Below are 26,789 nucleotides of genomic sequence, written 5' to 3'. Positions count from 1 at the left end.
TATGTTTACAGGTATTATCGCGGCTGTAGGCCAGCTGAAATCACTGGAATCACGCGGCGGGGATCTTCGTTTGCATATTGATCCGGCCAAACTGGAGCTGACTGACGTAAAACTGGGCGATAGTATCGCCGTCAATGGCGTATGTCTTACCGTGGTTGAAATGTCGGCAAATCATTTACAGTTCGATGTTTCTCAGGAGACCTTACAACGTACAAGTCTGGGGCAATTAACAACCGGTAGTGAAGCTAACCTGGAAAAAGCCCTTGCGGTAGGTGACCGACTGGGTGGACATTTTGTCAGTGGTCATGTCGATGGTTTAGGTGAGGTTATCAGTAAAGCCGCCTCGGCAAGATCCTGGCAATATCGCATAAAAGTGCCTGCCGATCTGACACGATATATTGCTGAAAAAGGCTCCATTTCCATCGATGGTGTCAGTCTCACCGTAAATAGTATTTTCGAAGGTGGTTTTGATATCAATATCATCCCGCATACACTTGAAGAAACCATCATTAAATATTATCAGCCCGGCACCCGAGTCAACCTGGAAGTGGATCTGATTGCTCGTTATCTGGAACGTCTGCTACCTCAGACCGGCTCCACCATCAGCCGGGATTTTCTTACTCAACAGGGTTTTATTCGCTAAATGCAAATCAACAACACCCGGGAAATTATCGACGACCTCAAGCAAGGTAAAATGGTCATTATCATGGATGATGAAGATCGCGAAAATGAAGGTGATTTAATAATGGCCGCCGATAAAGTTAGCGCAGACGCTGTTAATTTCATGGCCAAATTTGGTCGTGGATTAATCTGTCTGACATTGACTGAAGATCGCTGCCGACAATTACGTTTGCCACTAATGGTGACCGATAATAAAACACCTTATGCTACCAACTTCACTGTTTCAATTGAAGCGGCTGATGGTGTGACAACCGGTATTTCTGCAGCCGATCGTGCATTAACCATAAAAAAAGCCGTAGCGCCCAAAGCCAAACCTGAAGACCTCGTGCAACCCGGACATATTTTTCCATTAAAAGCCCAACCTGGTGGCGTGTTAACCCGAGCAGGTCACACCGAGGCTGGTTGTGATTTGGCTTATCTGGCAGGCTGCACGCCTGCAGCTGTTATTGTTGAAATTCTTAATGATGATGGCACCATGGCGCGTCGTCCGGATTTGGAAAAGTTTGCCCAAACCCATCAGTTAAAGATTGGCACAATTGCCGATTTGATTAGTTACCGTTTGCAAAACGAAATGACGATTAAAGCCATGTCGACCTGTGAATTTCCAACCGAATATGGTGATTTCACCTTGCACAGTTATCAGGATGATGTAAGTGGTCAAACCCATCTGGCTTTAGTATATGGTGAAATTGATGCAGAACAGGAAACATTGGTACGTGTGCATATGGCTGATCCTCTAGGGGATTTACTGGCATCAAAACGTGAACCCACCCATTGGCCTTTACCGGATGTGATGCAACGAATCCAGCAAGCCGGAAAAGGTGTTCTGGTGGTATTACGACAGCCAGAACAGAACAAACAACTGGCTGCAAAAATTGCCCGTTATCAGCAGCAGGATCAAGGTGAAGCCGCGCCCTTTAAAGCCAGCTGGGATTTGAGAACCTTTGGTGTTGGCGCGCAGATCCTTGCTGATTTGGGCATACGTAAAATGCGGGTGATTGGCACTCCAACCAAGTTAACCGGTGTTTCCGGTTTTGGACTTGAATTAACCGGGTATGTAGAAGACTGAGCCAGTATTCGTGAGTAATCATATTTACATTGTGGCTGGTGAGGCCTCGGGCGAAGCTCATGCCGCTCGCCTGGTGGCTGCATTAAAGCAGCAGCAACCCTCAATCTATATAACGGGTATTGGTGGTGACAAAATGCGGGCTGCTGGTGCCGATATCGGTATTGACTTTGCTGAATTGGCGGTGATGGGCTTGGTGGAGGTTATTAAGCGTTACCCCAAAATCAAAAACATTTTTAATCAGGTGGTTGCCGAATTACGTCGTCAACCACCGGATTTGCTAATCCTGATCGATTATCCCGGCTTTAATCTTAAACTGGCAAAACAGGCCAAGAAACTCGGCATTAAAGTTTTGTATTACATCAGCCCGAAAATCTGGGCCTGGCGGGCAGGGCGCATCGAACAAATCAAACGTGCTGTTGATCATATGGCTGTTTTATTTCCATTTGAACAGGAAATATATGAGAAGGCAGACGTTGCAGTTACCTGTGTAGGGCATCCTTTAGTAGACGCTGTACATACTGAGTTGTCCAAACCTGCAGCACGTGAAAAGTTCTCATTAGATAAGGATATTAGGGTTATTGGTTTATTTCCCGGCAGTCGTCGCAGTGAAATATCAGTCTTATTGCCAGTAATGCTGGAAGCTGCTGAACGTATTGAAAAACGGTATTTTCCAATTCAGATAGTGATTCCTCAGGCCCCAGGTATTGAGGAAAGCTTTCTGCAACAATATTTGGCTGGATCACGTTTAAATATAAGCGTTATCAAGAATGATTTTTATGAGGTTATTCAGACCTGTGATGCCATTGTCGCAGCCTCGGGAACAGTGACGCTAGAAATTGCATTGCTGGGTGTTCCTCATTTTATTACCTATAAAGTTTCTCCATGGAGTTACCGGATACTCAAACGCCTGGTGAAAATCCCGTATGTTGGGTTATGCAATATTGTGACAAAACAGCCGGCAATTAAAGAATTGCTCCAGGATGACGTTACGCCAGTTCGATTGGAGCAGCAGCTAATGGATTTGCTTACTCATCCCCAACGGCAGCAGCACGCTGAAAACATTCGTCAGCAGGTCAAACAAGCACTTGGCCCACCTGGTGGGGCGGTGAATGCTGCAAAACTTGTACTGAGTTTGATTTAATGCAGTCAGTTGTCTTAATTGCTGGAATAGATGAAGTTGGCAGGGGGCCTTTGGCAGGGCCAGTGGTGACCGCAGCAGTCATACTCGATCCTAATAAACCTATTACAGGATTGACCGATTCTAAAAAGCTCAGTGAAAAACGCCGCGAACAACTTGTACCGTTAATTGAAGAATATGCTTATGCGTGGGCGTTGGGCCGGGCAGAAGTGGAAGAAATTGATCAATTGAATATTTTGCAAGCCAGCTTATTGGCGATGCAACGTGCAGTGGCAGCTTTACCTTATGAGCTTGAACATGCCCTGGTTGATGGTAATTATGCTCCGCAATTAAACTGTCCGGTCACTACCATCATTAAAGGTGATCTAAGTGAGCCGTCCATAGCGGCTGCTTCAATATTAGCAAAGGTTGCCAGAGATCGTGAGATGTTGGTTTTGGATCAACTTTATCCCGGTTATGGTCTGGCTAAACATAAAGGCTATCCAACGGTACAACATCAACAAGCATTAATCGATTTAGGTCCTTCACCAATTCATCGACAGTCATTTGCACCGGTTCGCCGGGCAATGAGATAAATTGATGCAATTTCCAGATATCGCCTTTAAGCATGGTATTATTCGCACCTTATGCTTTCGATAAATTCACTCATCAATTCATTCAAACGGATCAAAGCCGGTAAAAAAAGCCGCGCCGCTGCCGAGGGAGCCGCACCACTTATTGTGCAGCGCTCTGATCATAATATTTCCCGACAGTTAATCAGTCCCAGTGCCTTAAAAGTGCTTTATACCCTTAAAGATGCTGGCTTTGAGGCCTATCTGGTGGGGGGCTGTGTACGGGATTTGTTATTGGGTTATGAACCTAAGGATTTTGATATCTCTACCAATGCTCTGCCGGAGCAGGTGCATCGGTTATTTCGTCGCAGCCAGTTAATTGGTCGTCGTTTCAAACTGGTTCACGTGCGCTTTGGGCGTGATGAGATTATTGAAGTAGCCACTTTCCGAGCGCCTCCTGAAGCTAAAAATCATGTCGATAAGCAAGGTCGTATCATGCAGGATAATGTGTACGGCACATTAGAGCAGGATGCGTGGCGACGTGATTTCACCATTAACGCCCTGTACTACAACATTCGTGACTTTTCGATTGTCGATTACACCGGCGGTATTGCCGATCTGCAGGCAGGTTTGATTCGGTTAATTGGTGATAAACCGGTCAGGTATCGTGAAGATCCTGTGAGAATGCTACGAGCTTTACGCTTTATGGCCAAATTAGGGCTAAAACTGGAAGCTGAGACCGAACAATTAATTGTGGATCTGGCTCCATTACTCAGCGACATTCCTCCGGCAAGATTATTTGATGAAACCTTAAAGCTATATTTAAGTGGTCAGGCGGCAGTAACTCACGAGTTACTTTGTCACTACGGTGTGTTTGATCATCTTTATCCCCAAACCGCAGCCTTATTACATCAGGAAAATAACGGTTTTCCACGTACGTTGCTGATGAAAGCGCTGGAAAATACCGATAAAAGACTGGCTGACAATAAACCGGTTACGCCCGCGTTTCTGTTCGCTGCTTTATTATGGGAGCCATTACGGCAACGTTGGCTTGAACTGAGTAACGAAATGCCCGAAATTCCGGCGATGCAACGTGCTGCTGGAGAGGTGTTGTCTGAGCAGATACAAACGGTTGCTATACCCAAACGTTTCAGCCTGGTCACTCGTGATATCTGGACCATGCAACCACGATTGACACGTCGCCAGGGAAAACGGGCTTTTACTCTGTTGTTACATCCCAAGTTTCGTGCTGGTTACGACTTTCTGGCATTGCGGGCTCAATCCGGTGAACCTCTGCAAGAGCTGACTGACTGGTGGACTACCTTTCAGCAGACATCTGCTACTACGCAGACCGAAATGGTTAACGCTTTAGGTAGCGGCGGAGAGACAGATAAACGTAAACCCCGCCGTCGCCGTCGACGTAAACCTGCTAATAAAAAAGTTGAATAATGCTAGTTTATATTGGACTCGGCAGTAATCTGCAAAACCCCGTGCAACAGATTAAAACGGCAATAAATGATTTACACTCATTAGCCGGAATCACCATCATCACAGTATCCTCATTGTATCAGAGCCCGCCTATGGGTCCAGCCGATCAGCCAGATTACATTAATGCGGTGATCTCACTGGAAACCGCTCTCAGTCCACATCAGTTACTTGATGCTTTACAATCTGTTGAACAACTCCATGGACGCGAACGAAAGCGGCATTGGGGTGAACGGACGCTGGATTTGGATATTTTGCTCTACGGTGATCAAATATTAGATGATGAGCGACTGACAATACCGCACCCAGGCATGCATGAGCGGGCATTTGTGTTATATCCATTGGCCGAAATAGCACCGGATATTGAGATTCCCGGCATAGGTGCTTTGCAGCAAATATTGCTCTCCTGCCCGCAAGGTGATTTACAACAAGTGGATAAAATTAGCTTATGAAAACATTGCCACATCGCTATATTGTTGTCGAAGGTCCTATTGGTGTCGGCAAAACCCATCTGGTTAAAAGGTTGGCTGACAGCTTTTCTGGCAACACCTTGTTGGAAGCACCGGAACAGAATCCCTTTCTGGAACGTTATTACCTGCACCCCAAACAATCGGCATTACCCACGCAATTGAGCTTCTTGATGCAACGTGTCAAATTAGCTAAAACACTGCAACAGGATGATTTATTCACCTCATTGCATGTTGCTGATTTCATGCTGGAAAAAGACCGTTTGTTTGCCCAGATATCTCTCGATGATGATGAACTGGCCTTATACAACATGGTTTACGATAATTTGACCATGCACCATCGGACGCCGGATCTGGTGATTTATCTGCAAGCCTCACTGCCGATCCTGAAAAACCGGATTTCGCAGCGTGGTATCAGTTATGAACAGCATGTTGAGGATGCTTATCTGAAACGATTGGCCGATTCCTATGCTGACTTTTTCCATTATTACGATGCTTCTCCACTATTAATCGTTAATGCTGAGCAAATTGATTTAGTGAAAAGTGAAGCCGATTATCAGCAGTTACTGGATCAAATTTGTACTATCCAGAGTGGTCGCCAGTATTACAATCCTTTGCCAGTGAAAGAGAAAAGCTCATGAGCCGTACCAGTCTCAATCAGCTGCGTAAAATGAAAGCCGAGCATAAAAAAATCGCCGTGCTGACGGCATATGATTCAAGCTTTAGTCACGTTCTTGAACAGGCCGGGGTGGATATTGTATTGGTTGGTGATTCACTGGGTATGGTTATTCAGGGGCAGGAAAGTACTTTACCGGTTACCATTGACCACATGATTTACCATACTGCCAATGTGGTTCGTGGCAGTGAGCGTCTGTTTGTGATCACTGATATGCCATTTATGAGCTATGCCAATATTGATCAGGCTTTGCACAATGCAGCCCGATTAATGGCCGAAGGCGGGGCGCAGATGGTCAAACTGGAAGGTGGAGCAGAGCTGGTTGACTTAATCACCGCCTTAACCCAGCGTGGCATTCCGGTTTGTGGGCATCTGGGGTTATTACCTCAGTCAGTGCATAAGCTGGGTGGTTATCTGGTTCAGGGAAGAGAGCAGTCTACTGCAGATAAAATTCTGCAGGATGCAATTAGTTTGGAAAAAGCGGGTGCCGATATGCTGGTATTGGAATGCGTCCCTGCGGCATTGGCGAAGATTATCAGTGAAGCGCTTACGATTCCTGTTATTGGCATTGGCGCTGGAGCTGACTGTGATGGACAGGTTTTGGTATTGCACGATATGTTAGGTATCACTGCTGGTAAACGTCCGCGTTTCAGTTATGATTTCCTGGCCGACAGTGGTCACATCCCTGCAGCAATAAGTCGTTATGTGGAAGCCGTTAAAAATGGTGAGTTTCCCACAGCTGAGCAACAGTATTAATGCAAATTGTTGAATCGATTCTGGGCCTGCGTGGTCAGATAAAGACCTGGCGTGCTGAACATCAGACTATTGCCTTTGTGCCGACCATGGGAAACCTTCATGACGGGCATATTTCTCTGGTCAAAAAAGCTCAGACCCTGGCTGACAAAGTGGTGGTCAGTATTTTTGTTAATCCATTGCAGTTTGATGACAAACAGGATTTAGCCAACTATCCCCGGACGTTGCAGGCAGATATTGAAAAGCTGACTCAGGTGGGCTGTAATCTGTTATTTACGCCTGATAATGAGGTGATGTATCCACAGGGCAAGGATTTTCATACCTTTATCCATGTGCCCGGTATGGATGACAAGCTCTGTGGCCTGGAGCGTCCCGGACACTTTGATGGTGTTGCCACCGTCGTCACCAAATTCTTCAATATAGTGCAGGCCGATGTTGCGGTGTTTGGTGAAAAGGATTACCAGCAATTATTGCTGATTCGTAAACTGGTGGCTGATTTGAACTTGCCGATTAAAATCGTGGGCGCAGCTACTGTAAGAGAAGATAATGGTCTGGCGATGAGTTCACGTAATCAGCATTTAAACGAAATGCTGAAACAGCAAGCCGCAGCGTTGTATTCAAATCTGCTTGAACTCAAACAACAGCTGGAGTCTGGCAACCAGGACTATTCGGCTTTACTGGCTCAAGCCCATACGCAATTAACTGCTTCCGGGTTTACATTGGATTATATTGATATTCGTCGGGCAGAAGATTTGCAATTGGTTAATCCTGAAGTGGATAAAAAGTTGCGGTTACTGGCGGCGGGACGTGTGGGCAGTGTACGGTTGATTGACAATATTGCCTGTAACCTTGCTTGAGCATTGTTAAAAAGCGATAATATACGGCTTACTAACGGAATTTTGCCAGCTATGCATCTGACACTGTTAAAAGCTAAATTACATCGTGCCTGTGTAACCCATTCTGAACTGGAATATGAGGGTTCATGCGCGATTGATGGCAAATTACTCGAAGCCGCCGGCATTCACGAGTATGAACAAATTCATATTTACAACGTCGCTAATGGCGAACGTTTCGTGACGTATGCCATTCGTGCTGAAGACGGTTCTAATATCATTTCAGTTAACGGTGCTGCGGCACATAAAGCCTCTCCGGGTGATCGGATTATTATCTGTGCCTATACCGCAATGGATGCAGAAGAACTGAAAAGCTTTAAACCGACGCTGGTATATCTCAATGAAAATAATGATATTACCCATATGCGTCATGCCATCCCTGTTCAAGCAGCCTGATTAAAACCCTCCAGATATAAAGGTTTGCGAGACTGTCACCGAACAGTCATCAAACCGTTATTTTTTTGTCATAGGTGTTCTCTAGACTTTGCAGCATGAAGTTACCAGAGAAACCATATGCTCAATATTGAACAAGCTGTTCAACAAAAATTTCCCAATTTTCAAAATCAAAAACCTTGGGTCAGAAAACCGACGTTAGGCTTTCTCCGAAAAATCACTCACGAACAGGAAGTCAATCGTTTCCTGGAGCAGCATAAACAGCTTGAAGGTTTTGATTTTATTGATGAAGTACTGGATTACTTCAATTTCAGTTATAGCATTACCCATCGCCACCGAAATAATATTCCAGCCACTGGCCGCGTGGTGATTGTCGCCAATCATCCATTAGGTGCGTTAGATGGATTATGTTTACTAAAACTGGTGGGTGAAGTCAGGCGTGATGTGAAAATTGTTGCCAATGACATGCTGCTGAACTTTTCGGCATTAAGTTCCTTGTTTCTGCCGGTTGATAATCTCTCCAAATCTACCCGTAAAAGTAGTATTGCCAGGATTGTTGAATGTCTGAACAATGATGAGGCAGTAATTGTGTTTCCAGCTGGAGAAGTGTCACGTATCCGGCCCGGTGGTGTTCGTGATGGTAAATGGAACAGCGGGTTTTTAAATTTTGCCAAAAAAACGCAATCGCCCATTTTGCCGATATATGTTGAAGCCAGAAACTCTTCGCTATTCTATAGCGCCTCGATGGTTTATAAGCCATTGTCAGGCATGATGCTGGCACATGAAATGTTTAATAAAAACTCCAAAACCATCTCGATGCGAGTAGGGGAGTCCATTGCCTATCAGCAAATTGAACAGTTGCCGCTGATAAAGGCCGAAAAAGCCAAGTTATTAAGACGTCATTTATATCGACTGGCCAAAGGTAAAAAACCGCTGTTTGTCACTGAGCAGACGATTGCCCATCCCCAGGAACGTCGGGCAATCAAAAAAGAATTACAGCAAGCTGAATTGTTGGGCGAAACGGCCGACAATAAAAAAATATATCTGTTTGATCATCAATCAAATTCAGCTGTGATGCAGGAGATTGGCAGGTTACGGGAAATTACCTTCAGGCAGGTTGGAGAAGGAACGGGTAAAAGACGTGATTTAGATCATTATGATCGGGATTACCGACATTTAATCCTGTGGGATGAGCAAGAGCTGGAGATAGCCGATGCTTATCGAATTGGTGAAGTCGCACGCATTATGTCTGCTGGGCGAGATATCTATACCAGTGAGCTGTTTCAATTTAATTCAGCGATGCAGAATTATTTTCCAGTGAGTATTGAATTAGGCCGCAGCTTTGTCAGTCCCAAATACTGGGGTAAGCGCAGTCTGGATTATTTATGGTATGGCATCGGTGCCTATCTAAAACGTTATCCAGAGGTGCGTTATCTGTTTGGACCGGTCAGTTTAAGTAATACCTATCCTGATTTTGCCAAGGCGTTGATTGTCAGTTTTTATCAAAAACATTTTGCTGATACAGAAACCTTGGCGACCGCCAGAGTACCTTCAGTGTTTGATATTGAAATACAACAACGGGTAAATGCAACATTAGTTAACCAAAATGCCGAGAGTGATTTCACGGCGATGCGTGAGCAATTGGCGCATATGAATGTAACGGTGCCGATGCTTTATAAACAATACGCCGATATTTGTGAGCCAAGTGGTGTGCGGTTTATCGATTTTAATATCGATGCCAACTTCGGTAACTGTATCGATGGACTGGTGATGGTCGATCTCCAGCAATTAAAACCAGCTAAACGAAAACGTTATCTGGGGGAAGCAAAGGCTTAACCTGTTATCCATGACAGCGTTTAAGTTTTTTGCCACTGCCACAAACACAATTCTCGTTGCGACCCAATTTTATCGGTGGTAAAAACTCGCCATCCAGATAAAACCATTGACCTTGTTGGCGAGAGAATCGTGAGCGTTCGTGTAACTGTCCGATAGGTTTATCGACATAAAAAGCAATAAAATCGACCTCAGCTTGATCGCCAGTTTCGGTATGCTCCAAAATGATTAAACCTAACCATTGGGTGGTTTCCATCGTTTGCTGCAAATTAAGCAAATCATCTGGCTGTCGTTGTGAGGGGTGTATCGTTGTTTGTAAATAGCTCGTGTTGTGCATCACAAACGCACTGTAGCGTGAACGCATTAATTGCTCAGCGTTGGTCGCAACCTGTTTGCCTTGATGCAGAAAGCCACAACACTCATCATAAATAGATTGACTTTGGCACGGACAAAGTTGGTTTTTCATTAGAAGTTAATCTTTATTAAATCAGGGTGTTGAAACTGATAGTTTAATTTCCTCTTAACTTTCTGGTTGCTTATTATTTTGTACTTGATATCGCTTTCGCTATCGAATTCTGGTGATGACAATCCCATTAACTGTCTCGCATAACTGTAAAACTCCCGCTTAGTCGGGTGAGTATCAGCACAGCCATTAAATATTTCACCCCAAGCTTGTTGCTGCAAAATAGCATTGATAATACCTAAACAATCATCCAGATGAATCAAATTCACCGGGGCATCTGCTTGAGGCACACTGCGGCCATTGCGAAAAAACCGGCCAGGATGACGTCTTTTATCAATCAAACCACTGAAACGTAAGATGGTTGTTTGGAAATGTTGGCTAGCTTGAAATTGTTGTTCAATGTGCCATAACACACTGCTGTGATCTTCAGCTTTTTCATCTTCGCTGACTTCACGATTCAGGTTTTGATATACCGAGCTAGAACTAATAAACAATACTTTTTGAATTGGCGATTTTTCAATTTGCTGGATAAGATCAGCAAAACCAGTTTGATTTTTAGAGGTGATGTTGATGATCAGAATTTCGCTATGCAAAAATTCTTGGATATCGGATAACTGGTCAATATCAACATAAAATGCGCTGGCGCCAGCTGTAGCAATTTCAGAGAATCTTTCACGATGTCGAGTTGAAGCTTTTACATGAAAGCCTTGTTTATATAGTTGAGTTGCCAGTGGTAAGCCCAACCAGCCGCTCCCTAAAAGACTAATAGTGTTTATGACGATTTTCTCCTAGACAAAGACAGAATCTGCTTATTGTGCAGCTTGATGTAGATCAAAACAAACCACTTTGTTACTTAGGCTTAACTCACAACCAGGTTATGCTAAGGTTGTGAGCGTTGTCTGGAGTTACCGATGAAACAGCATATGCAGAATCAACCATTCGAAAAGTCCTGGCACCACCTTAGTTCAGAGGAAAGTTTGTCACTACTCGAGAGTGACAAGCATGGTTTGGATTCCGAAACCGTTGAACAACGTTTGCAGCTATTTGGTGAAAATCATTTGCCTAGGGTTAAAGGGCGTTCAGCAATAGCCAGGTTATTTGCTCAGCTGCACAATTTGATCATTTATGTGTTGTTAGCTGCGGCGTTGCTTACCGCTTTGCTGGGTCATTGGATAGATTTCTGGGTAATTCTTGCGGTTGTCATTTTAAACACGCTAATTGGCTTTATTCAGGAAGGAAAAGCCGAAAAAGCGCTTGATGCTATTAAAGATATGCTGGCGCCTCATGCAACAGTAATTCGCAGTGGGCATCGCCTGCGGATTGAAGCCGATCAGCTGGTTCCCGGTGATGTGGTGGTGTTGGAGCCTGGCGATAAGGTGCCTGCTGATATGCGACTTTTCAGTGCAAAAGGTTTGCAAATTCAGGAAGCGGTGTTAACTGGTGAGTCAGTCGCTGTTGAAAAACATCATCAACCCGTAGCAAGTGATGCCGTATTAGGTGACAGGCTGTGTATGACGTATTCAGGCACTTTAGTCACTTCAGGTCAGGGACATGGTGTGGTGGTTGCGACCGGAGCACACACTGAAATTGGCCGTATCAGCGGTATGATTTCTGATATCGAAAATCTCACTACACCGTTGTTACAACAAATTTCCGTTGTTTCTCGCTGGCTGACTCTGGTCATTATGGTGATTGGCGGTTTGGTATTCAGTTATGGTTACTGGTTGAACCAGACACCGGCTATCGAGATGTTTATGATTGTGGTTGGTGTGGCCGTAGCGGGTATTCCTGAAGGTTTACCCGCTATTCTGACCATCACGCTGGCGATTGGTGTACAAAAAATGGCCAGCCGTAACGCCATTATCAGACGGCTGCCAGCAGTAGAAACGCTGGGCGCGGTATCCATTATCTGCTCTGATAAAACCGGTACCTTAACCCGCAATGAAATGACTGTTTCCACTGTGATGAGCTCCGCAAATAACTATAGCGTCATTGGTGTGGGCTATTCTCCAGCGGGCGAGTTTACTATTGATGAGCAGGCCATTGAAACCGAACAGCACGAAATCTTAACGTTGCTTTTACGCTGTGCCGCTATTTGCAATGATTCGGCATTAAAGCGACGTGATGATGACTGGCTGGCCGAAGGCGATCCGATGGAAGCAGCGATGCTTACCGCCGCATTAAAGGCGGATTTTACGCTGGAGGAGCTGAAACAATTTTACCCACGACGTGATGTTATCCCGTTTGATACCGCACATCGTTTTATGGCCACCTTGCATCATGATCATCAGGGACATGATTTTATTGCTGTAAAAGGTGCACCGGAAAAACTCATCGAGCTTTGCCAATTTCAGCGAACTGAACAAGGCGATGTTGAAGTCGATCAGGGTTATTGGCATGTACAGATTGAAAAAATTGCAGCGGAAGGGCAGCGTGTGCTGGCCGTAGCCACTAAAACGGTAGAACAACATACCGGTGAACTGCAGTTTGAAGATTTAGATCAGGGACTGGTGTTACTGGGCTTGATCGGGCTGATTGACCCTCCCCGAGAAGAGGCCATTACCGCTGTCAGTGAATGCCATAAAGCCGGTATTCAGGTCAAAATGATCACTGGAGACCATGCCGCAACAGCCAGTTCGATTGCAGCGAAACTGGGTCTGCATAATACGGATAAAGTGCTGACCGGGCACGATCTCACACAACTCAGTGATGCAGAATTGCAACATGCTGTTAACCAAACGGATGTTTTTGCCCGTACTGCACCGGAACATAAATTAAGATTAGTCAGTGCTTTACAGGCCAATGGCCATGTTGTTGCGATGACGGGAGATGGGGTAAATGATGCTCCGGCATTGAAACGAGCGGATGTCGGAATAGCAATGGGGCACGGTGGAACAGAGGCGGCCAAGGAAGCGGCGGAAATGGTGTTAGCCGATGATAACTTTGCATCGATTGCCAGAGCTGTGCGAGAAGGACGTACTGTCTATGACAACCTGAAGAAAGCCATCTTATTTTTACTGCCCATTAACGGTGGCGAATCATTAAGTATTATTGCGGCAGTAATGGCTGGCATGACCTTACCAATTACACCATTACAGATATTGTGGATCAATATGGTCAGCTCAATCGCTTTGGCGTTATCTCTGGCCTTTGAACCGGGTGAAGAGAATGCCATGAAGCATAAACCAAGACAGCGAGACGAAAAAATGCTCTCCGGTTTTCTGGTGTGGCGTATCAGCTTTGTGTCGTTACTTTTTGTGCTTGGGGTTTATGGCATGTTTTTATGGACCCAGTCTCAGGGGGCGTCAATCGAACAATCCCGAACTTATGCAGTCAACACTCTAGTGGTGATGGAAGTATTTTATCTGTTCAATGTGCGTTGTTTAAACAGTGCATCCTGGTCAATCAAACGCTGGTTCACCGCGCCTATAGTATTTATTTCTATTGGAATGGTCATTTTATTGCAGCTGAATTTTACTTACGCGCCATTTATGAACACGTTATTTGAATCAACACCAATTGGTTTACGCCATGGTACCGAGATCATTGCGGTGGGTATTGTTATGTATTTAATTTTAGAGCTGGAAAAATGGCTACGTCGATTTATGAGCAACCATCATAACGTTGAAGAAACAGCCAGTTAAAAAGGAAAGTTGGTTGCTCTCAATTGCCAAACGGTTTTATTTTCGTCGGGAAAAGTGTTTTATCAAACGGCGAAACACCAAAATGATAAAACCGCTTAAACCAAATAAAATCAATACTATTGGCCAGGGAATAGGGTGTGGTTTTGGATTAACAGGTGGTTGCTCATGAAAAGAAGCTGCGATATTACGTTCAGCTAATTCAAGAGTAACCCATTCATCCCTATCGGCCGGTGCCGTTTCCAGATATTCGCTAAAACTGTATACCGGTGCATCACCATAGACCCGACTTGATGGTATTTGCGGTATTCGGACAAACCAGATGGCCTCAATAGAATCAGCAAGAATTTTTTCGTAGTTAGAAAGCGATCGTGTTGCTTGACCGTTTGTTAAACGTAGTAAATCTTCCCCAATAGCATCAAATGCTACGGCTGGTAACAGGCGAGTGGTTTCGGTCGTCAGATAATCATAAATCTGTCTGGCTGCATTCAGATCCATTTCAATAATAGCCGTATAAAAATAGGCACCAATCGCCTGAACATAGCCGTTTATGCCACGTGTGGGGATATTCCAATCCAATGCACGCAGGGTATCTATGCTGATTCCAGTACAGTTGGCGTCTGCGTGGTTATAAATAAAATAACCCCGATAGAAATAATTCATTACCTGATTAATGGATTGTTGAAATTCTGCTGCTGGCTGACCATTTTTAAGCGTAGCTACCAGCATGTAAGACGGCCGATAATAATTTTGTCCGGCATTGAGGTCTGCCAGATAATTATCCATTGGGGTGACCGCAGCAATAATGCCTTTTTCACTGATGGTTTCCAGATTGTAAAAATTATTGACCAGCCAGCCAGAGTAACTGCCATTATCACCGAACTGGCCGGTCACTACTGCAAAATGCCCTGCCAGAGCTTCATGATCATCTCCCTGAGCACCATTAAGCATCAAGCCTAAAACCTGTTTACCAGCAGCCTCCATGGCAGAGCCGGGCGTTCGCTCCCACAACAGACGATTTTGATGTGGTTGTTGTACGCCGCCATCATCAGCCTGAACCAGAGTTTGCAAATTTTCATCTTCGCTGAGTGGCAATAACTGATAATTGTTAATGGCAAAATCCAGGGGCCAGACGGTGCGTGCGATAAACGCATCATCAGTCATTTTGCCGCGTAAACGGATATCGCGATTTTTAAAAAACTCGGTGGTATTTTTATTCCAGAATGACTGATTTTGTGGAATTTTAGCTATTGTTTCAAAATTGACTTGTGTGCCGTCATCCAGAAGAAGTGATTTACCTGATTTATTGAGCCTGGCTGACTCAATTAATGTAGGGGAAGCAATCCATATGGGTATATTGTCATTAATTTCAGCCGGTTTTTCCAACCATTTGGGAAAGCTGACTGATGCAGAAGCTGGCGTTGGTAGGGAAGCAATAATTTCTTCGTCAAAATACCATTTAGCCTGCTCCGATAGATTGCAGTTTGTACAATTTCCACTGGTCAGTGGAAGTTGTACAATTTCTGCTGAAACAGGATCAAAAAATGGTGTTGACTGTGCATAACTTGTGCCCAGCAACACAATGAACAGGGAGGGTAGAAATGACATGCAGTAAGCATATCATGTGACAGCGTTCTTTTTAGCTTGATGGATTTCGGCCTTTAAAGACTCATCAAGTTTAAGCTGACGTGCAAGCTCATCCAGATACACTTTTTCCATAAAACTATCTTCATCAATCATAATCAAACTGGCCAGATACATTTCAGCGGCCATTTCCTGTGTAGACGCCAATTTGGCAATTTCAGCAGGATTAACCGGTTTTTTTAACTCAGAATCTATCCAATGCTGTAGCTCAGGATCATCAGTGATTTGGGCAACTTGCTGATCAATTAACAAACGTTCCTGATCATTAATATGCCCATCAGCTTTGGCGGCACCAATCATGGCTTGCAGTATTGCCTGACTATGCAATTCAGCTTCTGGAGCGGGTAAGCGGTCTATGGTTTGTGGTATGGCTTGAGGTGCTGTTTGTTGATTGTTTTGCTGCCAGCTCTGATAGGCTTTAAATGCAACAGCACCCAATGCCGCCACACCGCCATATTTCAAGACACTGCCACCCATTTTGCGTGCTTTTTTATTGCCTAGCAGAAGACCTACCGCTGTTCCGGCCAAAGCGCCACCACCAGCACCCGTTAAAAACTGACCAATTTTATTGTCACCGCTATTGGAACCATTATTTTGCTGGTCCAGAAATTGCTGGCCAGTTTGTAAAAGTTTATCCATCAGGCTGCGTGTGTTCATTTGTTAATATCTCCAGGTTTGGATGTAATTTAAGTGGCTTGTCCGCATAATGTGAATCTCTGACCACGGTTATATTAAATTGGTTTTACCTTAACTGAATTAACTTAAATGAAAATGAATCCAGCACATCAACAAGGCTCAGCTAAAGCATTCACCCTTATTTTCTGGTTATTATTAATGGGATCATTGACCTTATTTTTTAATGGTTTTATTGAGCAGAAAAATAACCCAAACCGGCATTTGGTGGAGACGGGGGCGGGAGCTACTGATGTGGTTTTGTTGAGAAATCAGGCTGGACATTATGTCGCGCCAGGATTTATCAATGGGTATGAAGTGACATTTTTGTTGGATACGGGGGCGACCAATATCAGTGTACCAGCGACTATCGCCAGTAAAGCGGGATTAAAGCAGGGGCGGCAGGCCATGGTAACAACTGCAAATGGTGTGGTTCCTGTTTATGCGACAGAATTGGATACTGTGCAACTGGGCGGTATCACCCTGCAACATATCCAGGCACACATCAATCCACATATGTCGGATGATATTGTGTTGCTTGGTATGAGCTTTATGAAGCATCTGGAGATGACGCAACGTGATGGCACGCTGACCCTTAGTTTACCTGGGATCTGAAGGTTGCTCGCTTTTTTCAACAGCCCATTTTTCATAATGTGAGCCGGGTTCACCGGGATGAAAACAACACGCTACCCACACATTGCCAATCAGTTCAGTGATCACTGATTTTGCACCATCACTGGTCTGCCACCATTGGTGAAGTTCAAAACTATCAGGGACAGTGGCATAAATACCTATTTTAAAATCGGGAAAGGCTTTTTGATAAAGGCTGCGAGTGCGTCGAGCATGCACATGACTGGTATGAACGTTGAGTTGGGTTAAGTCAGTGCCGTTGAGAGCCAGCCATTCTCGTACCATCACCGCACTGAGATAGGTGCGTTCCTGTGCGGATTCCGGGGCCGAAATCACAATCAGTTTTTCGGCATCCAGACCCTGTTCCAGCATGAATGCACCAGCCTGTTCGGCATAGGAGGCATGTTCTGGGCTTAAAAAACGCTTATTTGGTCCGCCAGCAGTAATCATGTAGTGATACCCTTCGGCGTTAAATATAGCTAAGGCCGATAACAAACTGTCTTCATCCTGCCAGCCTTCTACTACCAGATAAGTACGATCAGGGACGGGGGCGGTGGGGGCAAGTATAACGGCCAGTTGTCTCAATATAAGCAGACAACTAATGGCCAGCAATACTAAAATTAGTAAGGTTCCCCATATTGTGGGGAACCACAGATGACGTTTTTGAAATAAGACAAATTTAGCCAAGCAATCGATCCCTGATAAGTGTCGTTATAGAAATTAGCAGTAAACTTGTGTTTGTCGATTAACTTTCTTGTCTATAACGCTGATGCAAGATGCCAACGCGTTCCACATAAACTTCGGTTTCAGCAAATGGCGGAATACCTTTGTAGCGCTTGACCGCACCAGGACCAGAATTATAGGCAGCAGTAGCCAGTTTAATATCGCCGTTAAATGTATCAAGCAGGCCTGCCAAATATTTCACGCCACCTTCAATATTTTGCTGAATATCAAACGCATTGGTGACACCCAGATCTTTGGCAGTCCCCGGCATCAGTTGCATCAAACCTTGTGCGCCTTTTTTGGATAAAGCTTTGGCATTAAAAGCAGATTCGGCGTGAATCACTGCACGAACCAGAGCGGCATCAATGTTATATTTTTTGGCCATGGTTCTGACCGTGTCAGCATAATCGGCAGTATTCAGACTGATGGTATGCCAATTTATCTTTGAAGTGGGATTACAGGCATAACATTCATAAGCCAGAACCTCAAAATCACCATTTAACGGTTTCTTATCTGAAAAACTGAAGCTTTCGCCGTCATTGGAAAGCGACTTATAGATGATGGTTTTATTGCTGTTGATGGACGTTGGTTTGCGGACATCGACATCGGCATTGCTAAATTCCACCACACCATCACTGTTACGAACCTGTTTAATATCATTTGCCACCGATTTGCCAGTCAGCAGGAGCGACAACAATAAAATAAAAAAAGCTTATGTACCATGGGGATTAAAAATAACGGCCAGCCGAACCAATGACAATAACAATTAAACCCAGAATGAGGTTTGCCCGAATAAATTTACGAATTTTATCCAGCGCATTGGCTGCGGCAATCCAGTCATGTTCATTAATTGCCCATTTGAGCTTGCGGAAAGGGTTAAAAAAGATATGCATAAACAATAGCATCATCAAAATTCCTAAAAGCAGCATGATATGCACATACATGCCTACAGAGCCCATTCCTCCAAGTAAAAAAATCATTCCAAAACCAGTGACTAGAATGACGATAATTGAAGCCCATACCCAGGGGAAAAAACGTTTGAAAACATTCTCCCAGAGAGGAAGCCGCTGTTGTGGTTCAAGTAGAATACCGGCGGCGGGGCGTAAAAACATATACGCAAAAAACATTCCGCCCACCCATATAACCGAAGCCAGTAAATGTAAAGTGATGCAAATACCCATAATAATTTCTCTAATTAATTGTCGTTATAAATGGAATACCAGCAATTTTTTGCTGCCATTCCAGAGGACCAGTATGATGTACCGAGCTTCCGCGACTATCAACAGCCACAGTGACTGGCATATTTTCTACATAGAATTCTCGCACAGCTTCCATGCCCAACTCTTCAAACGCCACTAATCGTGAAGCTTTAATCGCCTTTGATACCAGATAAGCGGCACCTCCTACCGCAATCAGATAGGTTGATTGATATTTTTTGATTAAATCGACGGTTTGTTCACCGCGTTCGGCCTTACCTATCATGCCTAACAGACCTGTTTTAGCTAGCATGGTTTCAGTAAATTTATCCATCCGGGTCGCCGTGGTGGGACCCGCCGGACCGACAATTTCATTTTTAACCGGATCCACCGGTCCAACGTAGTAGATAAAACGATTATGGAAATCCAGGCCATCTGGCAATGGCTCACCAAGATCCAGCAAGTCGGCAATTTTTTTATGCGCCGCATCGCGACCGGTTAAAAAGTGGCCGGTGAGTAATAAGGTATCACCCGGTTGCCACTGTTTGATCTCATCATGCGTTATTGTATCGAGATTGATATGCTGGGTATTTTCAGCGGCCTGCCAGGTAATTTCCGGCCAGTCGGTTAACGAGGGTGGGGTGAATACTGCCGGACCCGAACCATCCAGCGTGAAATGCACATGACGGGTGGCGGCACAATTAGGAATCATGGCAACGGGAAGCGAAGCCGCATGGGTCGGATAATCCTTGATTTTGATGTCCAGCACTGTCGTCAGACCGCCTAAACCCTGGGCGCCAATTCCCAGTTGATTTACCTTTTCATATAACTCAATCCGCAACTTTTCCGTCGCTGTTTCTGGTCCACGATCCAGCAGATCCTGAATATCAATATCTTCCATCAGGCTTTGTTTCGCCATTAGCATGGCTTTTTCTGCAGTGCCGCCAATGCCAATACCCAGCATGCCAGGCGGGCACCAGCCGGCGCCCATTTTGGGAACGGTTTCCAGCACCCAATCCACCAGACTGTCACTCGGATTCAAAATAGTGAATTTTGCTTTATTTTCACTGCCACCCCCTTTGGCGGCAATATCAATTTCTATCTTGTTGCCGGGCACCAATTCGGTATAAATCACCGCTGGTGTGTTATCACCGGTGTTTTTACGAGTGCCAATCGGATCGGCGACGATAGAGGCACGCAATACATTATCTGGATGCTGATAAGCCTGACGCACACCTTCATTAACCATATCTTCCAGACTTTGATCGGTCTGCCATTGCACCTGCATACCGACTTTGAGAAAAATATTAACAATGCCAGTATCCTGACAAATCGGCCGGTTGTTCTCGGCGCACATCCGTGAGTTGACCAGAATCTGTGCTATTGCATCTTTGGCTGCCGGAGATTGTTCACGCTCATAGGCTTTGCTCATCGCCTGAATAAAATCCTGAGGATGATAATTAGCAATAAACTGCAACGCATCAGCGATGCTTTGTACAAAGTCTTGTTGGCGAATCAATGTCATATTTATGGTGTTGCCAGCTTTTGTTGAATTGCTTCAAGCACACTATCCAAAGCGAATTCATCTGCTTCACCTGACGCACGGTGTTTATATTCAATCACACCGTTATCCAGCCCTCGTTCACCGAGTATCAAGCGATGTGGAATGCCGATAAGCTCCATATCGGCAAAAGCGACACCAGGACGCAAGCCGCGATCATCAAGCAATACATCGACACCAGCAGCAAGCAACTGCTGATAGATTTCTTCGGCTTTATCACGAACCCGTTGTGATTTATGTGCATTAACCGGAACCAATACTACTTCAAATGGTGAAATGGCTTGCGGCCAGATAATGCCATTTTCATCGTTGTTCTGTTCGATAGTGGCTGCAACCACTCGAGAAACCCCAATACCGTAACACCCCATGGTAATGACCTGGGATTGTCCGGTTTCGGTTAACACCACGGCATTGAGTTTGCTGCTGTAATTTTCGCCAAGTTGGAAGATATGCCCCACTTCGATACCACGGGCAATTTCCAATGTGCCCTGGCCGTCCGGGCTGGCATCACCAGCAACTACATTGCGTAAGTCAGCGGTTTCAGGTTCTGGGCAATCGCGGCCCCAGTTCACACCGGTTAAGTGTTTTTCATCTTCATTGGCACCACAGACAAAATCGGCAATATGTACAGCAGCGTGATCGACTACCATTGGAATGTTCAGGCCGACCGGACCGATAGAACCGATATTGGCACCGGTGGCTTCATGCACCTGTTCAGGCGTTACGAACGTTAAAGGTGCAGCAATTAACGGATGTTTTTCTGCCTTGATTTCATTAAGTTCGTGATCGCCACGCAATACCAAAGCGACAACACTGTTTTTCTCAGCGCCTTCTACCAGCAATGTTTTCAGACATTGCGAAGCAGGTACTTTTAAAAAGTTGCTGACAGCTTCAATAGTATGTTTGTGCGGAGTATCAATGGTTTGCATGGTGGCAGATGCTGCAGGACGCTCACCTGCTGGTTTGACTGCTTCAGCCAATTCAACATTGGCAGCGTAATCACTGTTATTGCTAAAGGCAATCGCATCTTCACCGGAGCTGGCGAGCACGTGGAATTCATGTGAGGCATTACCGCCGATACTGCCGGTATCTGCCAGCACCGCACGGAAATTCAATCCGATACGCTGGAAAATGCGCGTGTAAGTTGCATACATATCATCATAGGTTTGCTGAAGAGACGCTTGATCTACATGGAAGGAATACGCATCTTTCATCAGAAACTCACGAGCGCGCATCAAACCAAAACGTGGACGGATTTCATCACGGAATTTGGTTTGGATCTGGTAAAAATTAACCGGTAATTGTTTGTAACTGCGAATCTCCTGACGTACCAGATCAGTAATGACCTCTTCGTGAGTTGGTCCATAGCAGAATTCACGTTGATGACGATCGGTGATACGTAATAATTCCGGCCCATACTTTTCCCAGCGCTGGCTTTCCTGCCACAGTTCAGCTGGTTGCACGGAAGGCATTAATACCTCCTGGGCTCCGGCTTTATTCATTTCCTCACGCACAATCGCTTCGGTTTTACGCAGTACCCGCAAGCCCATCGGCATCCAGGTATACAGACCGGATGCCAGACGGCGGATAAGGCCTGCCCGCAACATTAACTGATGGCTGACGATTTCGGCGTCTGCAGGTGTTTCTTTTAAAGTAGAAATGAGAAGCTTCGAAGTACGCATGGAAAAGGTGATTCCTGATTATTGAATTAAAAAACTGCGCTGACACGCCGTATCAGCGCAGTTGAACTTTGTTAGAAAGTACTATGATCCCAGCCCCAGTTTTGTCGTTCAGAGTCGGTCATACTGATATATACACGGCTGCCACTGACGCCAATTTGCTCTTCAATCATCGAACATAAAGCATCGGATAACGCTTTGCGGTCACTAGGTAGACCAAGCGAACGATAATCCAGAATAGCGGTAGGCTCAGTACTGCCGCCAAAAGACATCGCCGTTTTGGACTCAACAGCCACCATCACATAACTTTCCGGTTTACCAGAAGCCTGCGCTACGGTTTTACTGGCAACTTTAAGCAAGGTTGTTTCATCAGTAATAGGCTGATTGGTTACAATATTTAAATAAGGCATGGTTACTTCTCCTGTTTACAGAATTGGTTAACTTGCTGTTTAAGTGTGCTTATTTTCTGTTGTCTTTCTTCTTCGGTAGGGCGGGTCACATTGCCCTCTGAGTCCATCATGCGCCGACCAGGATTGTCCTGATACTGCTGCAAATTATAGTTGGCAATTCGACAGTTTTCTGCCAAAGCTTCAGCAGCAAGTTCTTCCTGCTGTTGAGTTTGTTGTCTCTCTTCCCGGGCTTCATCGGTTGCTTTCTGTTGTTCAATCAGCAACTCAACTTCTTTTTTAGCCGCTTCCGGATTCATCGATGGTGGAGGTGGTGTACCCATTTTTTCATAGGGTTTATCGACAGGAGGGGTTTGTGAGTAGATGACTTCACCATCATCATCAACCCACTTGTAAGCATCCGCCTGAACTGTCATGGCAATGACAAAAGCAAGACAGCAAGCACTTAATTGCGGTATAAACATCACGGATACCTAATCAAATAAATCGTTATTCTACGCCAAAGCGCTATTTCATAAAATGTCTGATCATACTGTTCGTTTTGAATTAAAAATCCCGGTACAGCAAGGCTCAGCAAATGCCATCGATCTGCTGGCTGAAAGCTGTGAACTTTCTCGTCAGCAAATTAAGCAGGCGATGAGCAAGGGAGCTGTCTGGTTGCAAAAAGGTAAACGTACTCAGCGTTTGCGTCGAGCGACAAAAACCCTGAATTCTGGGGAGGTGTTACGACTATATTACGATAAGCGTTTATTGGACCAGATCCCCGAAGCCCCTGAGTTATTACAAGATTTTGGTAGTTACAGTGTCTGGTTCAAACCACCCGGAATGCTGGCACAAGGAACAGAGTGGGGAGATCATTGCAGTTTATTGCGGGTATCTGAGCTTGCCTTTGATAAACCGCGGCAGAGTTTTCTGGTGCAGCGTCTGGATCGGGAAGCCTTTGGTTTGATGATCATTGCCCATCAGCAAAAAGCCGCGGCGCAGTTATCGACCTTGTTTCAACAACGAAAGATTGAAAAGCACTATGAGATTGAGGTGGATGGTGACGTTCAATGGCAAAAACTGACCGTTAATTCCCCTTTGGATGGCAAACATGCTGTCAGCCATTTCGCTAAGCGTACTTATGATGCTGATAAAAACCGAACAACGTTAGATGTCTCAATCGAAACGGGACGTATGCATCAAATTCGCCGTCATTGCGCATCAATCGGGCATCCGGTCAGCGGTGATTCGCGTTATGGAAGAAAAAGCCAAGATGGGCTGCAGCTCAAAGCCAGCAGTTTGCAGTTTGACTGTCCTATTACCCATAAAAAACAAATATTTAGCTGTTAGGGTCTGTTTATCTTTTAGAGCCTAACTAAGTTGACATTGATCGTTGAGCGGCGTAATTATCCATTGTCGAACTCAATGGAGATGTTTGTAATGAGCAAGACTAAACAGCAGCGGGTTCAGGATCCCGAATACGGTCAGATCGATGGAGATGATGATCGCCGGCGATATCAGCGTCGACAGGGCTTGGATCGACGAGAGTTGATTCGTTTTGATTTGAGTCATGTTAAAAGGCGTTCTGGAAGGGATCGCCGTTTAGTACCCGGAAATCAACAGACCAGAAAAAATCATTAATTCGGATCCGCAAGACGCATTATCCCGCCTATGTAGAGACTTTGGGAAAGGCCCCTTGCTGCCAGAAAAATGAGCAAAGCGGCCCATAACCCGTGATTGCCAAATGGCTGTAGCAGGTAAAAAGCTGGCAGATAGCAACATAATGCTGAAAACAACATGGTGTTACGCATTTCTCGACTGCGTGTTGCTCCAACAAAAAGTCCATCCAGCAAATACGACCATACCGCAATCAGCGGCGCGATAATCACCCAAATAAGATGGATATCAGCATAGTCAATGACCGCATCTATACCGGTTAACAATCGAATAATCCATTCGCCAAGCAGCAGATACGTCAGCGAAAACAAAGCCGCCATTAATACTGACCAGAATGCCGTCAAGCTAAGGGCTTTTCTTAACATGGAGGGGGATTTACGCCCTATGGCCTTGCCGGTTAATGCTTCGGTTGCATTGGCAAACCCATCCAGTACAAAGGCCATCAGAGTAATAAAGTTCAACAGCACACTATTGGCAGCCAATACGGTATCGCCCTGCCGGGCGCCCTGGGTGGTGAACAGAGCAAAGCAGGAGATGAGCAAAAAGGTTCTGATCATCACATTGCCATGAACAGTTAAGCCATGCTGGCTTTGTTGCAGCACTTTCTTACTGAGTGATAAACGAATACCGCTTTTACTTAGCCCGTAATGATTGAGTAATACCAGCCCCATTATCAAACCGGTGTATTCAGCGATAACAGATGCCAGGGCAACGCCATCCACATCCATTCCCAGACCCATGACAAATAAGCCATCCAGCAGAATATTGGTAATATTGATTACCAGCACCATTAGCAAAGCTGCTTTTGACGCCTCACGACCAATAAGCCAGCCGAGTATGGCGTAATTGATAAGTGTCGCTGGTGCGCTCCAGATCCTTATATCAAAGTAGATGGCGGCAAAATGTTCGACATCACCACTACTGTCAACCAGATGCAAAGCCATAGCACGTATCGGCATCTGCAGCAGCAATAATAGCAAGGCAATTATCAATGCCAACCAGATGGATTGCATTAATACAGCCTGCATTTTTGCGGTACTATTTTCACCATAAGCCTGTGATGTCAGGCCAGTGGTGGCCATTCTGAGAAAGCCAAACCCCCAGAAGACAAAAGTGAAAATCATGCTGCCAATCGCTACGGCGCCAAGGTAATGCGCTGCACTGAGATGGCCAACCATCGCTGTATCGACCATTCCCAGCAGTGGGGTAGAGATGTTGGCGATAATCATCGGTCCGGCGATTCGCCAGACCTGGCGGTGCGTTACTATGTGTTCTGTCAAATTAACTATCCATCAATTTAAGCCCGTCATGTTTCGGGTACCCTGGATTCAAAAGTCGATACAGCTTGGAAAACAATGATCTTAACGAATAAAAACAGCATACCCTATGGATGTGAAGCTGATGTGGATTGAATGGTTAAGTTATGCCGCAGCCGGAATGGTGGCCGGTACGCTTGCCGGGCTGTTTGGTATCGGCGGGGGACTGGTAATTGTACCGGTGCTGGTATGGCTTTTCAGCAAACAAGGGCTGCCGGATCAATATCTTATCCATATGGCGGTTGCCACTTCACTGATGACCATTGTTGTAACATCAATGTCTTCTATCTTTGCGCATTGGCGACTGGGAAATATTTCGATGTTGGTGGTTACCCGGTTGGTCCCAGGATTACTCATCGGCAGTTTTGGCGGAGCTCTGCTGGCCAGTTTGATCAGCGGTGATTTGTTGCAGATAGTCTTTGCCATCTTTGCCTTGTTAATGGCATTACGTATTTGGCTACCAAATGCCAGAGCATCATCTCCTGCATTATTAAACCGATTGCCTTCGAGTTTATATGGTTTGTTTAGTGGTGCTTTTTCGGCGCTAGTCGGTATCGGTGGAGGAACATTGATTGTCCCTTATCTGCTGATAGCTCGTCTTAACATTCAACAGGCGATTGGATCCGCTGCATGTTGTGGTTTGCCCATCGCCATTGCCGGTGTGATTGGCTTCATTGTGTTTGCCCCCAGTGAAATAAATCAGCAATCTGCCTGGCAAACTGGCTTCGTACATTGGCAGGCATTTCTCGGTATTATCCTGACCAGTGTGATTTTTGCCCAGTTTGGTGCACGACTGGCGAAGCAACTACCTGCAGTTTGGTTGCGCCGCCTTTTTTCGCTATTACTGATTTGTGTTGCCGCGTATTTTTTCAGTCGATAATGTTAGGGCTTGTTGATCTTTCATCTCCGCCTCTGTTGTGAGCTGAAAAAGCGTCAATCAAGGCACGAGGAGCGCCTTTTGTGAGATACATCCATGTATCTCACCCCAAAGGGGGCTTGCGCTCAAAAACGTTTATCTCCATGGATGGAGTGTATGCAAAAGCAATGTCTGGAACATTGCTTGTCCGGACGTTTTTGTAGTAATTCTAAATAAGTGACGAGCAAAGCTTCCGTATCCTGCTCACGCCCCTGACCTACATCCATGTAGGCCACGCAGACCGGCGCGCGCCTCCCTGGCGCGCCGACATATGGTGGGTAAGGATGCCCAAATGCCGCGATAGCAGGGATAGCAGGGATAGCGATAGCGGCCTGTCCATCCG

At 45.3% G+C, this 26,789-nt stretch carries 28 protein-coding genes; 16 read left to right on the top strand and 12 right to left on the bottom strand.

The features are described 5' to 3' along the window. Position 1: 1 nt before the first annotated feature. The 11 genes from Q7A_RS11110 to Q7A_RS11060 all read left to right on the top strand — a co-directional run bounded on the left by Q7A_RS11110 (position 2) and on the right by Q7A_RS11060 (position 9,942). The gene (locus Q7A_RS11110) at positions 2-643 is read left to right on the top strand and encodes a riboflavin synthase (RefSeq protein ID WP_014707453.1); all 642 of its coding nucleotides are present in this window, start codon (positions 2-4) and stop codon (positions 641-643) included. After that, a complete protein-coding gene (gene ribBA, locus Q7A_RS11105; RefSeq protein ID WP_014707452.1) occupies positions 644-1,750 on the top strand; it encodes a bifunctional 3,4-dihydroxy-2-butanone-4-phosphate synthase/GTP cyclohydrolase II in 1,107 nt (368 codons plus the stop codon). Between the two features lie 10 nt (positions 1,751-1,760). Beyond that, entirely contained in the window at positions 1,761-2,891 is a 1,131-nt protein-coding gene (lpxB, locus tag Q7A_RS11100) for a lipid-A-disaccharide synthase (protein WP_014707451.1), read from the top strand. Further along, positions 2,891-3,463 (top strand): ribonuclease HII, encoded by a 573-nt coding sequence (gene rnhB, locus Q7A_RS11095; RefSeq protein WP_014707450.1) that lies wholly within the window; start codon positions 2,891-2,893, stop codon positions 3,461-3,463. Before lpxB ends, rnhB begins: the two co-directional genes overlap by 1 nt. A 51-nt stretch (positions 3,464-3,514) precedes the next feature. Beyond that, on the top strand, positions 3,515-4,888 hold the full coding sequence (pcnB, locus tag Q7A_RS11090) for a polynucleotide adenylyltransferase PcnB (RefSeq protein ID WP_014707449.1): 1,374 nt from the start codon (positions 3,515-3,517) through the stop codon (positions 4,886-4,888). Then, positions 4,888-5,376 carry a 2-amino-4-hydroxy-6-hydroxymethyldihydropteridine diphosphokinase gene (gene folK, locus Q7A_RS11085; RefSeq protein ID WP_014707448.1) on the top strand — a complete coding sequence of 163 codons (489 nt, stop codon included), beginning with the start codon at positions 4,888-4,890 and terminating at the stop codon, positions 5,374-5,376. Before pcnB ends, folK begins: the two co-directional genes overlap by 1 nt. Beyond that, positions 5,373-6,032, top strand: a complete 660-nt coding sequence (locus tag Q7A_RS11080) for a deoxynucleoside kinase (RefSeq protein WP_014707447.1) — start codon at positions 5,373-5,375, stop codon at positions 6,030-6,032. The genes folK and Q7A_RS11080 overlap by 4 nt, the downstream gene beginning before the upstream one ends. After that, positions 6,029-6,823, top strand: coding sequence for a 3-methyl-2-oxobutanoate hydroxymethyltransferase (gene panB / locus Q7A_RS11075; RefSeq protein ID WP_014707446.1), 795 nt, complete (start codon positions 6,029-6,031; stop codon positions 6,821-6,823). The genes Q7A_RS11080 and panB overlap by 4 nt, the downstream gene beginning before the upstream one ends. Continuing rightward, positions 6,823-7,677, top strand: a complete 855-nt coding sequence (panC, locus tag Q7A_RS11070) for a pantoate--beta-alanine ligase (RefSeq protein ID WP_014707445.1) — start codon at positions 6,823-6,825, stop codon at positions 7,675-7,677. Before panB ends, panC begins: the two co-directional genes overlap by 1 nt. A 51-nt stretch (positions 7,678-7,728) precedes the next feature. Next, on the top strand, positions 7,729-8,109 hold the full coding sequence (gene panD, locus Q7A_RS11065) for an aspartate 1-decarboxylase (RefSeq protein WP_014707444.1): 381 nt from the start codon (positions 7,729-7,731) through the stop codon (positions 8,107-8,109). Between the two features lie 117 nt (positions 8,110-8,226). Next, entirely contained in the window at positions 8,227-9,942 is a 1,716-nt protein-coding gene (locus tag Q7A_RS11060) for a GNAT family N-acyltransferase (protein ID WP_014707443.1), read from the top strand. 4 nt (positions 9,943-9,946) lie between these two features. On the opposite strand, the gene Q7A_RS11055 is transcribed toward Q7A_RS11060, so the two are convergent. After that, a complete protein-coding gene (locus Q7A_RS11055; RefSeq protein ID WP_014707442.1) occupies positions 9,947-10,405 on the bottom strand; it encodes a YchJ family protein in 459 nt (152 codons plus the stop codon). After that, positions 10,405-11,169, bottom strand: a complete 765-nt coding sequence (locus Q7A_RS11050) for an NAD(P)H-binding protein (protein ID WP_269147707.1) — start codon at positions 11,167-11,169, stop codon at positions 10,405-10,407. Before Q7A_RS11050 ends, Q7A_RS11055 begins: the two co-directional genes overlap by 1 nt. 144 nt (positions 11,170-11,313) lie before the next feature. Here Q7A_RS11050 and Q7A_RS11045 point away from each other — a divergent pair, with 144 nt between their 5' ends. Next, positions 11,314-14,046, top strand: a complete 2,733-nt coding sequence (locus Q7A_RS11045; RefSeq protein ID WP_014707440.1) for a cation-transporting P-type ATPase — start codon at positions 11,314-11,316, stop codon at positions 14,044-14,046. Positions 14,047-14,082: 36 nt separating this feature from the next. On the opposite strand, the gene Q7A_RS11040 is transcribed toward Q7A_RS11045, so the two are convergent. Together Q7A_RS11040 and Q7A_RS11035 are read right to left on the bottom strand one after the other, a co-directional pair. Further along, the gene (locus Q7A_RS11040; RefSeq protein ID WP_014707439.1) at positions 14,083-15,651 is read right to left on the bottom strand and encodes a hypothetical protein; all 1,569 of its coding nucleotides are present in this window, start codon (positions 15,649-15,651) and stop codon (positions 14,083-14,085) included. Positions 15,652-15,663: 12 nt separating this feature from the next. Then, on the bottom strand, positions 15,664-16,344 hold the full coding sequence (locus Q7A_RS11035; protein WP_014707438.1) for a tellurite resistance TerB family protein: 681 nt from the start codon (positions 16,342-16,344) through the stop codon (positions 15,664-15,666). A gap of 108 nt (positions 16,345-16,452) precedes the next feature. Between Q7A_RS11035 and Q7A_RS11030 the strand changes: the two genes are divergently transcribed. Continuing rightward, on the top strand, positions 16,453-16,974 hold the full coding sequence (locus Q7A_RS11030; protein ID WP_014707437.1) for a retropepsin-like aspartic protease family protein: 522 nt from the start codon (positions 16,453-16,455) through the stop codon (positions 16,972-16,974). Here Q7A_RS11030 and Q7A_RS11025 read toward each other — a convergent pair. The 7 genes from Q7A_RS11025 to Q7A_RS10995 all read right to left on the bottom strand — a co-directional run bounded on the left by Q7A_RS11025 (position 16,960) and on the right by Q7A_RS10995 (position 23,019). After that, complete coding sequence (locus Q7A_RS11025) at positions 16,960-17,676, bottom strand: ElyC/SanA/YdcF family protein (protein WP_169712029.1); 717 nt, start codon at positions 17,674-17,676, stop codon at positions 16,960-16,962. The genes Q7A_RS11030 and Q7A_RS11025 overlap by 15 nt on opposite strands. Before the next feature lie 58 nt (positions 17,677-17,734). Then, positions 17,735-18,379: a lytic transglycosylase domain-containing protein gene (locus Q7A_RS11020; RefSeq protein WP_014707435.1), complete on the bottom strand. Its 645-nt coding sequence runs from the start codon at positions 18,377-18,379 to the stop codon at positions 17,735-17,737. 61 nt (positions 18,380-18,440) lie between these two features. After that, positions 18,441-18,893 (bottom strand): CopD family protein, encoded by a 453-nt coding sequence (locus tag Q7A_RS11015; protein WP_014707434.1) that lies wholly within the window; start codon positions 18,891-18,893, stop codon positions 18,441-18,443. Positions 18,894-18,903: 10 nt separating this feature from the next. Beyond that, positions 18,904-20,433, bottom strand: coding sequence for a fumarate hydratase (locus Q7A_RS11010; protein ID WP_014707433.1), 1,530 nt, complete (start codon positions 20,431-20,433; stop codon positions 18,904-18,906). A 2-nt stretch (positions 20,434-20,435) separates the two neighbouring features. Beyond that, positions 20,436-22,151, bottom strand: coding sequence for a proline--tRNA ligase (locus tag Q7A_RS11005; RefSeq protein WP_014707432.1), 1,716 nt, complete (start codon positions 22,149-22,151; stop codon positions 20,436-20,438). Between the two features lie 71 nt (positions 22,152-22,222). Beyond that, positions 22,223-22,558 (bottom strand): phenylpyruvate tautomerase MIF-related protein, encoded by a 336-nt coding sequence (locus tag Q7A_RS11000; protein ID WP_014707431.1) that lies wholly within the window; start codon positions 22,556-22,558, stop codon positions 22,223-22,225. Between the two features lie 2 nt (positions 22,559-22,560). Further along, the gene (locus Q7A_RS10995) at positions 22,561-23,019 is read right to left on the bottom strand and encodes a DUF4124 domain-containing protein (RefSeq protein WP_014707430.1); all 459 of its coding nucleotides are present in this window, start codon (positions 23,017-23,019) and stop codon (positions 22,561-22,563) included. 55 nt (positions 23,020-23,074) lie between these two features. On the opposite strand from Q7A_RS10995, the gene Q7A_RS10990 reads away from it, so the two are divergent. Both Q7A_RS10990 and Q7A_RS10985 read left to right on the top strand, forming a co-directional pair. After that, positions 23,075-23,887, top strand: a complete 813-nt coding sequence (locus Q7A_RS10990) for an RluA family pseudouridine synthase (RefSeq protein WP_014707429.1) — start codon at positions 23,075-23,077, stop codon at positions 23,885-23,887. Between the two features lie 90 nt (positions 23,888-23,977). Beyond that, entirely contained in the window at positions 23,978-24,178 is a 201-nt protein-coding gene (locus tag Q7A_RS10985; protein WP_014707428.1) for a hypothetical protein, read from the top strand. Here the strand turns inward: Q7A_RS10985 and Q7A_RS10980 are convergent. Next, on the bottom strand, positions 24,175-25,494 hold the full coding sequence (locus tag Q7A_RS10980) for an MATE family efflux transporter (protein WP_238595908.1): 1,320 nt from the start codon (positions 25,492-25,494) through the stop codon (positions 24,175-24,177). The genes Q7A_RS10985 and Q7A_RS10980 overlap by 4 nt on opposite strands. 106 nt (positions 25,495-25,600) lie before the next feature. Here Q7A_RS10980 and Q7A_RS10975 point away from each other — a divergent pair, with 106 nt between their 5' ends. Beyond that, on the top strand, positions 25,601-26,410 hold the full coding sequence (locus Q7A_RS10975) for a sulfite exporter TauE/SafE family protein (RefSeq protein ID WP_014707426.1): 810 nt from the start codon (positions 25,601-25,603) through the stop codon (positions 26,408-26,410). The last annotated feature ends 379 nt before the right edge of the window (positions 26,411-26,789 follow it).

The organism is Methylophaga nitratireducenticrescens, from assembly GCF_000260985.4.
In the GTDB taxonomy this organism is placed as follows: domain Bacteria; phylum Pseudomonadota; class Gammaproteobacteria; order Nitrosococcales; family Methylophagaceae; genus Methylophaga; species Methylophaga nitratireducenticrescens.
This window is presented reverse-complemented; position numbering and strand designations above follow the sequence as displayed.

Bases quoted from the DNA above. Each gene is read 5' to 3' on its own strand.
- panC (WP_014707445.1), top strand. From the start codon at position 6,823: ATGCAAATTGTTGAATCGATTCTGGGCCTGCGTGGTCAGATAAAGACC.
- panB (WP_014707446.1), top strand. From the start codon at position 6,029: ATGAGCCGTACCAGTCTCAATCAGCTGCGTAAAATGAAAGCCGAGCAT.
- Q7A_RS11030 (WP_014707437.1), top strand. From the start codon at position 16,453: ATGAAAATGAATCCAGCACATCAACAAGGCTCAGCTAAAGCATTCACC.
- Q7A_RS10995 (WP_014707430.1), bottom strand. From the start codon at position 23,019: ATGTTTATACCGCAATTAAGTGCTTGCTGTCTTGCTTTTGTCATTGCC.
- Q7A_RS11000 (WP_014707431.1), bottom strand. From the start codon at position 22,558: ATGCCTTATTTAAATATTGTAACCAATCAGCCTATTACTGATGAAACA.
- ribBA (WP_014707452.1), top strand. From the start codon at position 644: ATGCAAATCAACAACACCCGGGAAATTATCGACGACCTCAAGCAAGGT.
- Q7A_RS11015 (WP_014707434.1), bottom strand. From the start codon at position 18,893: ATGGGTATTTGCATCACTTTACATTTACTGGCTTCGGTTATATGGGTG.
- Q7A_RS11080 (WP_014707447.1), top strand. From the start codon at position 5,373: ATGAAAACATTGCCACATCGCTATATTGTTGTCGAAGGTCCTATTGGT.
- Q7A_RS11055 (WP_014707442.1), bottom strand. From the start codon at position 10,405: ATGAAAAACCAACTTTGTCCGTGCCAAAGTCAATCTATTTATGATGAG.
- Q7A_RS11005 (WP_014707432.1), bottom strand. From the start codon at position 22,151: ATGCGTACTTCGAAGCTTCTCATTTCTACTTTAAAAGAAACACCTGCA.
- pcnB (WP_014707449.1), top strand. From the start codon at position 3,515: ATGCTTTCGATAAATTCACTCATCAATTCATTCAAACGGATCAAAGCC.
- rnhB (WP_014707450.1), top strand. From the start codon at position 2,891: ATGCAGTCAGTTGTCTTAATTGCTGGAATAGATGAAGTTGGCAGGGGG.
- Q7A_RS11035 (WP_014707438.1), bottom strand. From the start codon at position 16,344: ATGAACACACGCAGCCTGATGGATAAACTTTTACAAACTGGCCAGCAA.
- panD (WP_014707444.1), top strand. From the start codon at position 7,729: ATGCATCTGACACTGTTAAAAGCTAAATTACATCGTGCCTGTGTAACC.
- Q7A_RS10975 (WP_014707426.1), top strand. From the start codon at position 25,601: ATGGATGTGAAGCTGATGTGGATTGAATGGTTAAGTTATGCCGCAGCC.
- Q7A_RS10985 (WP_014707428.1), top strand. From the start codon at position 23,978: ATGAGCAAGACTAAACAGCAGCGGGTTCAGGATCCCGAATACGGTCAG.
- Q7A_RS11045 (WP_014707440.1), top strand. From the start codon at position 11,314: ATGAAACAGCATATGCAGAATCAACCATTCGAAAAGTCCTGGCACCAC.
- Q7A_RS10990 (WP_014707429.1), top strand. From the start codon at position 23,075: ATGTCTGATCATACTGTTCGTTTTGAATTAAAAATCCCGGTACAGCAA.
- Q7A_RS11110 (WP_014707453.1), top strand. From the start codon at position 2: ATGTTTACAGGTATTATCGCGGCTGTAGGCCAGCTGAAATCACTGGAA.
- Q7A_RS11040 (WP_014707439.1), bottom strand. From the start codon at position 15,651: ATGTCATTTCTACCCTCCCTGTTCATTGTGTTGCTGGGCACAAGTTAT.
- folK (WP_014707448.1), top strand. From the start codon at position 4,888: ATGCTAGTTTATATTGGACTCGGCAGTAATCTGCAAAACCCCGTGCAA.
- Q7A_RS11060 (WP_014707443.1), top strand. From the start codon at position 8,227: ATGCTCAATATTGAACAAGCTGTTCAACAAAAATTTCCCAATTTTCAA.
- Q7A_RS11010 (WP_014707433.1), bottom strand. From the start codon at position 20,433: ATGACATTGATTCGCCAACAAGACTTTGTACAAAGCATCGCTGATGCG.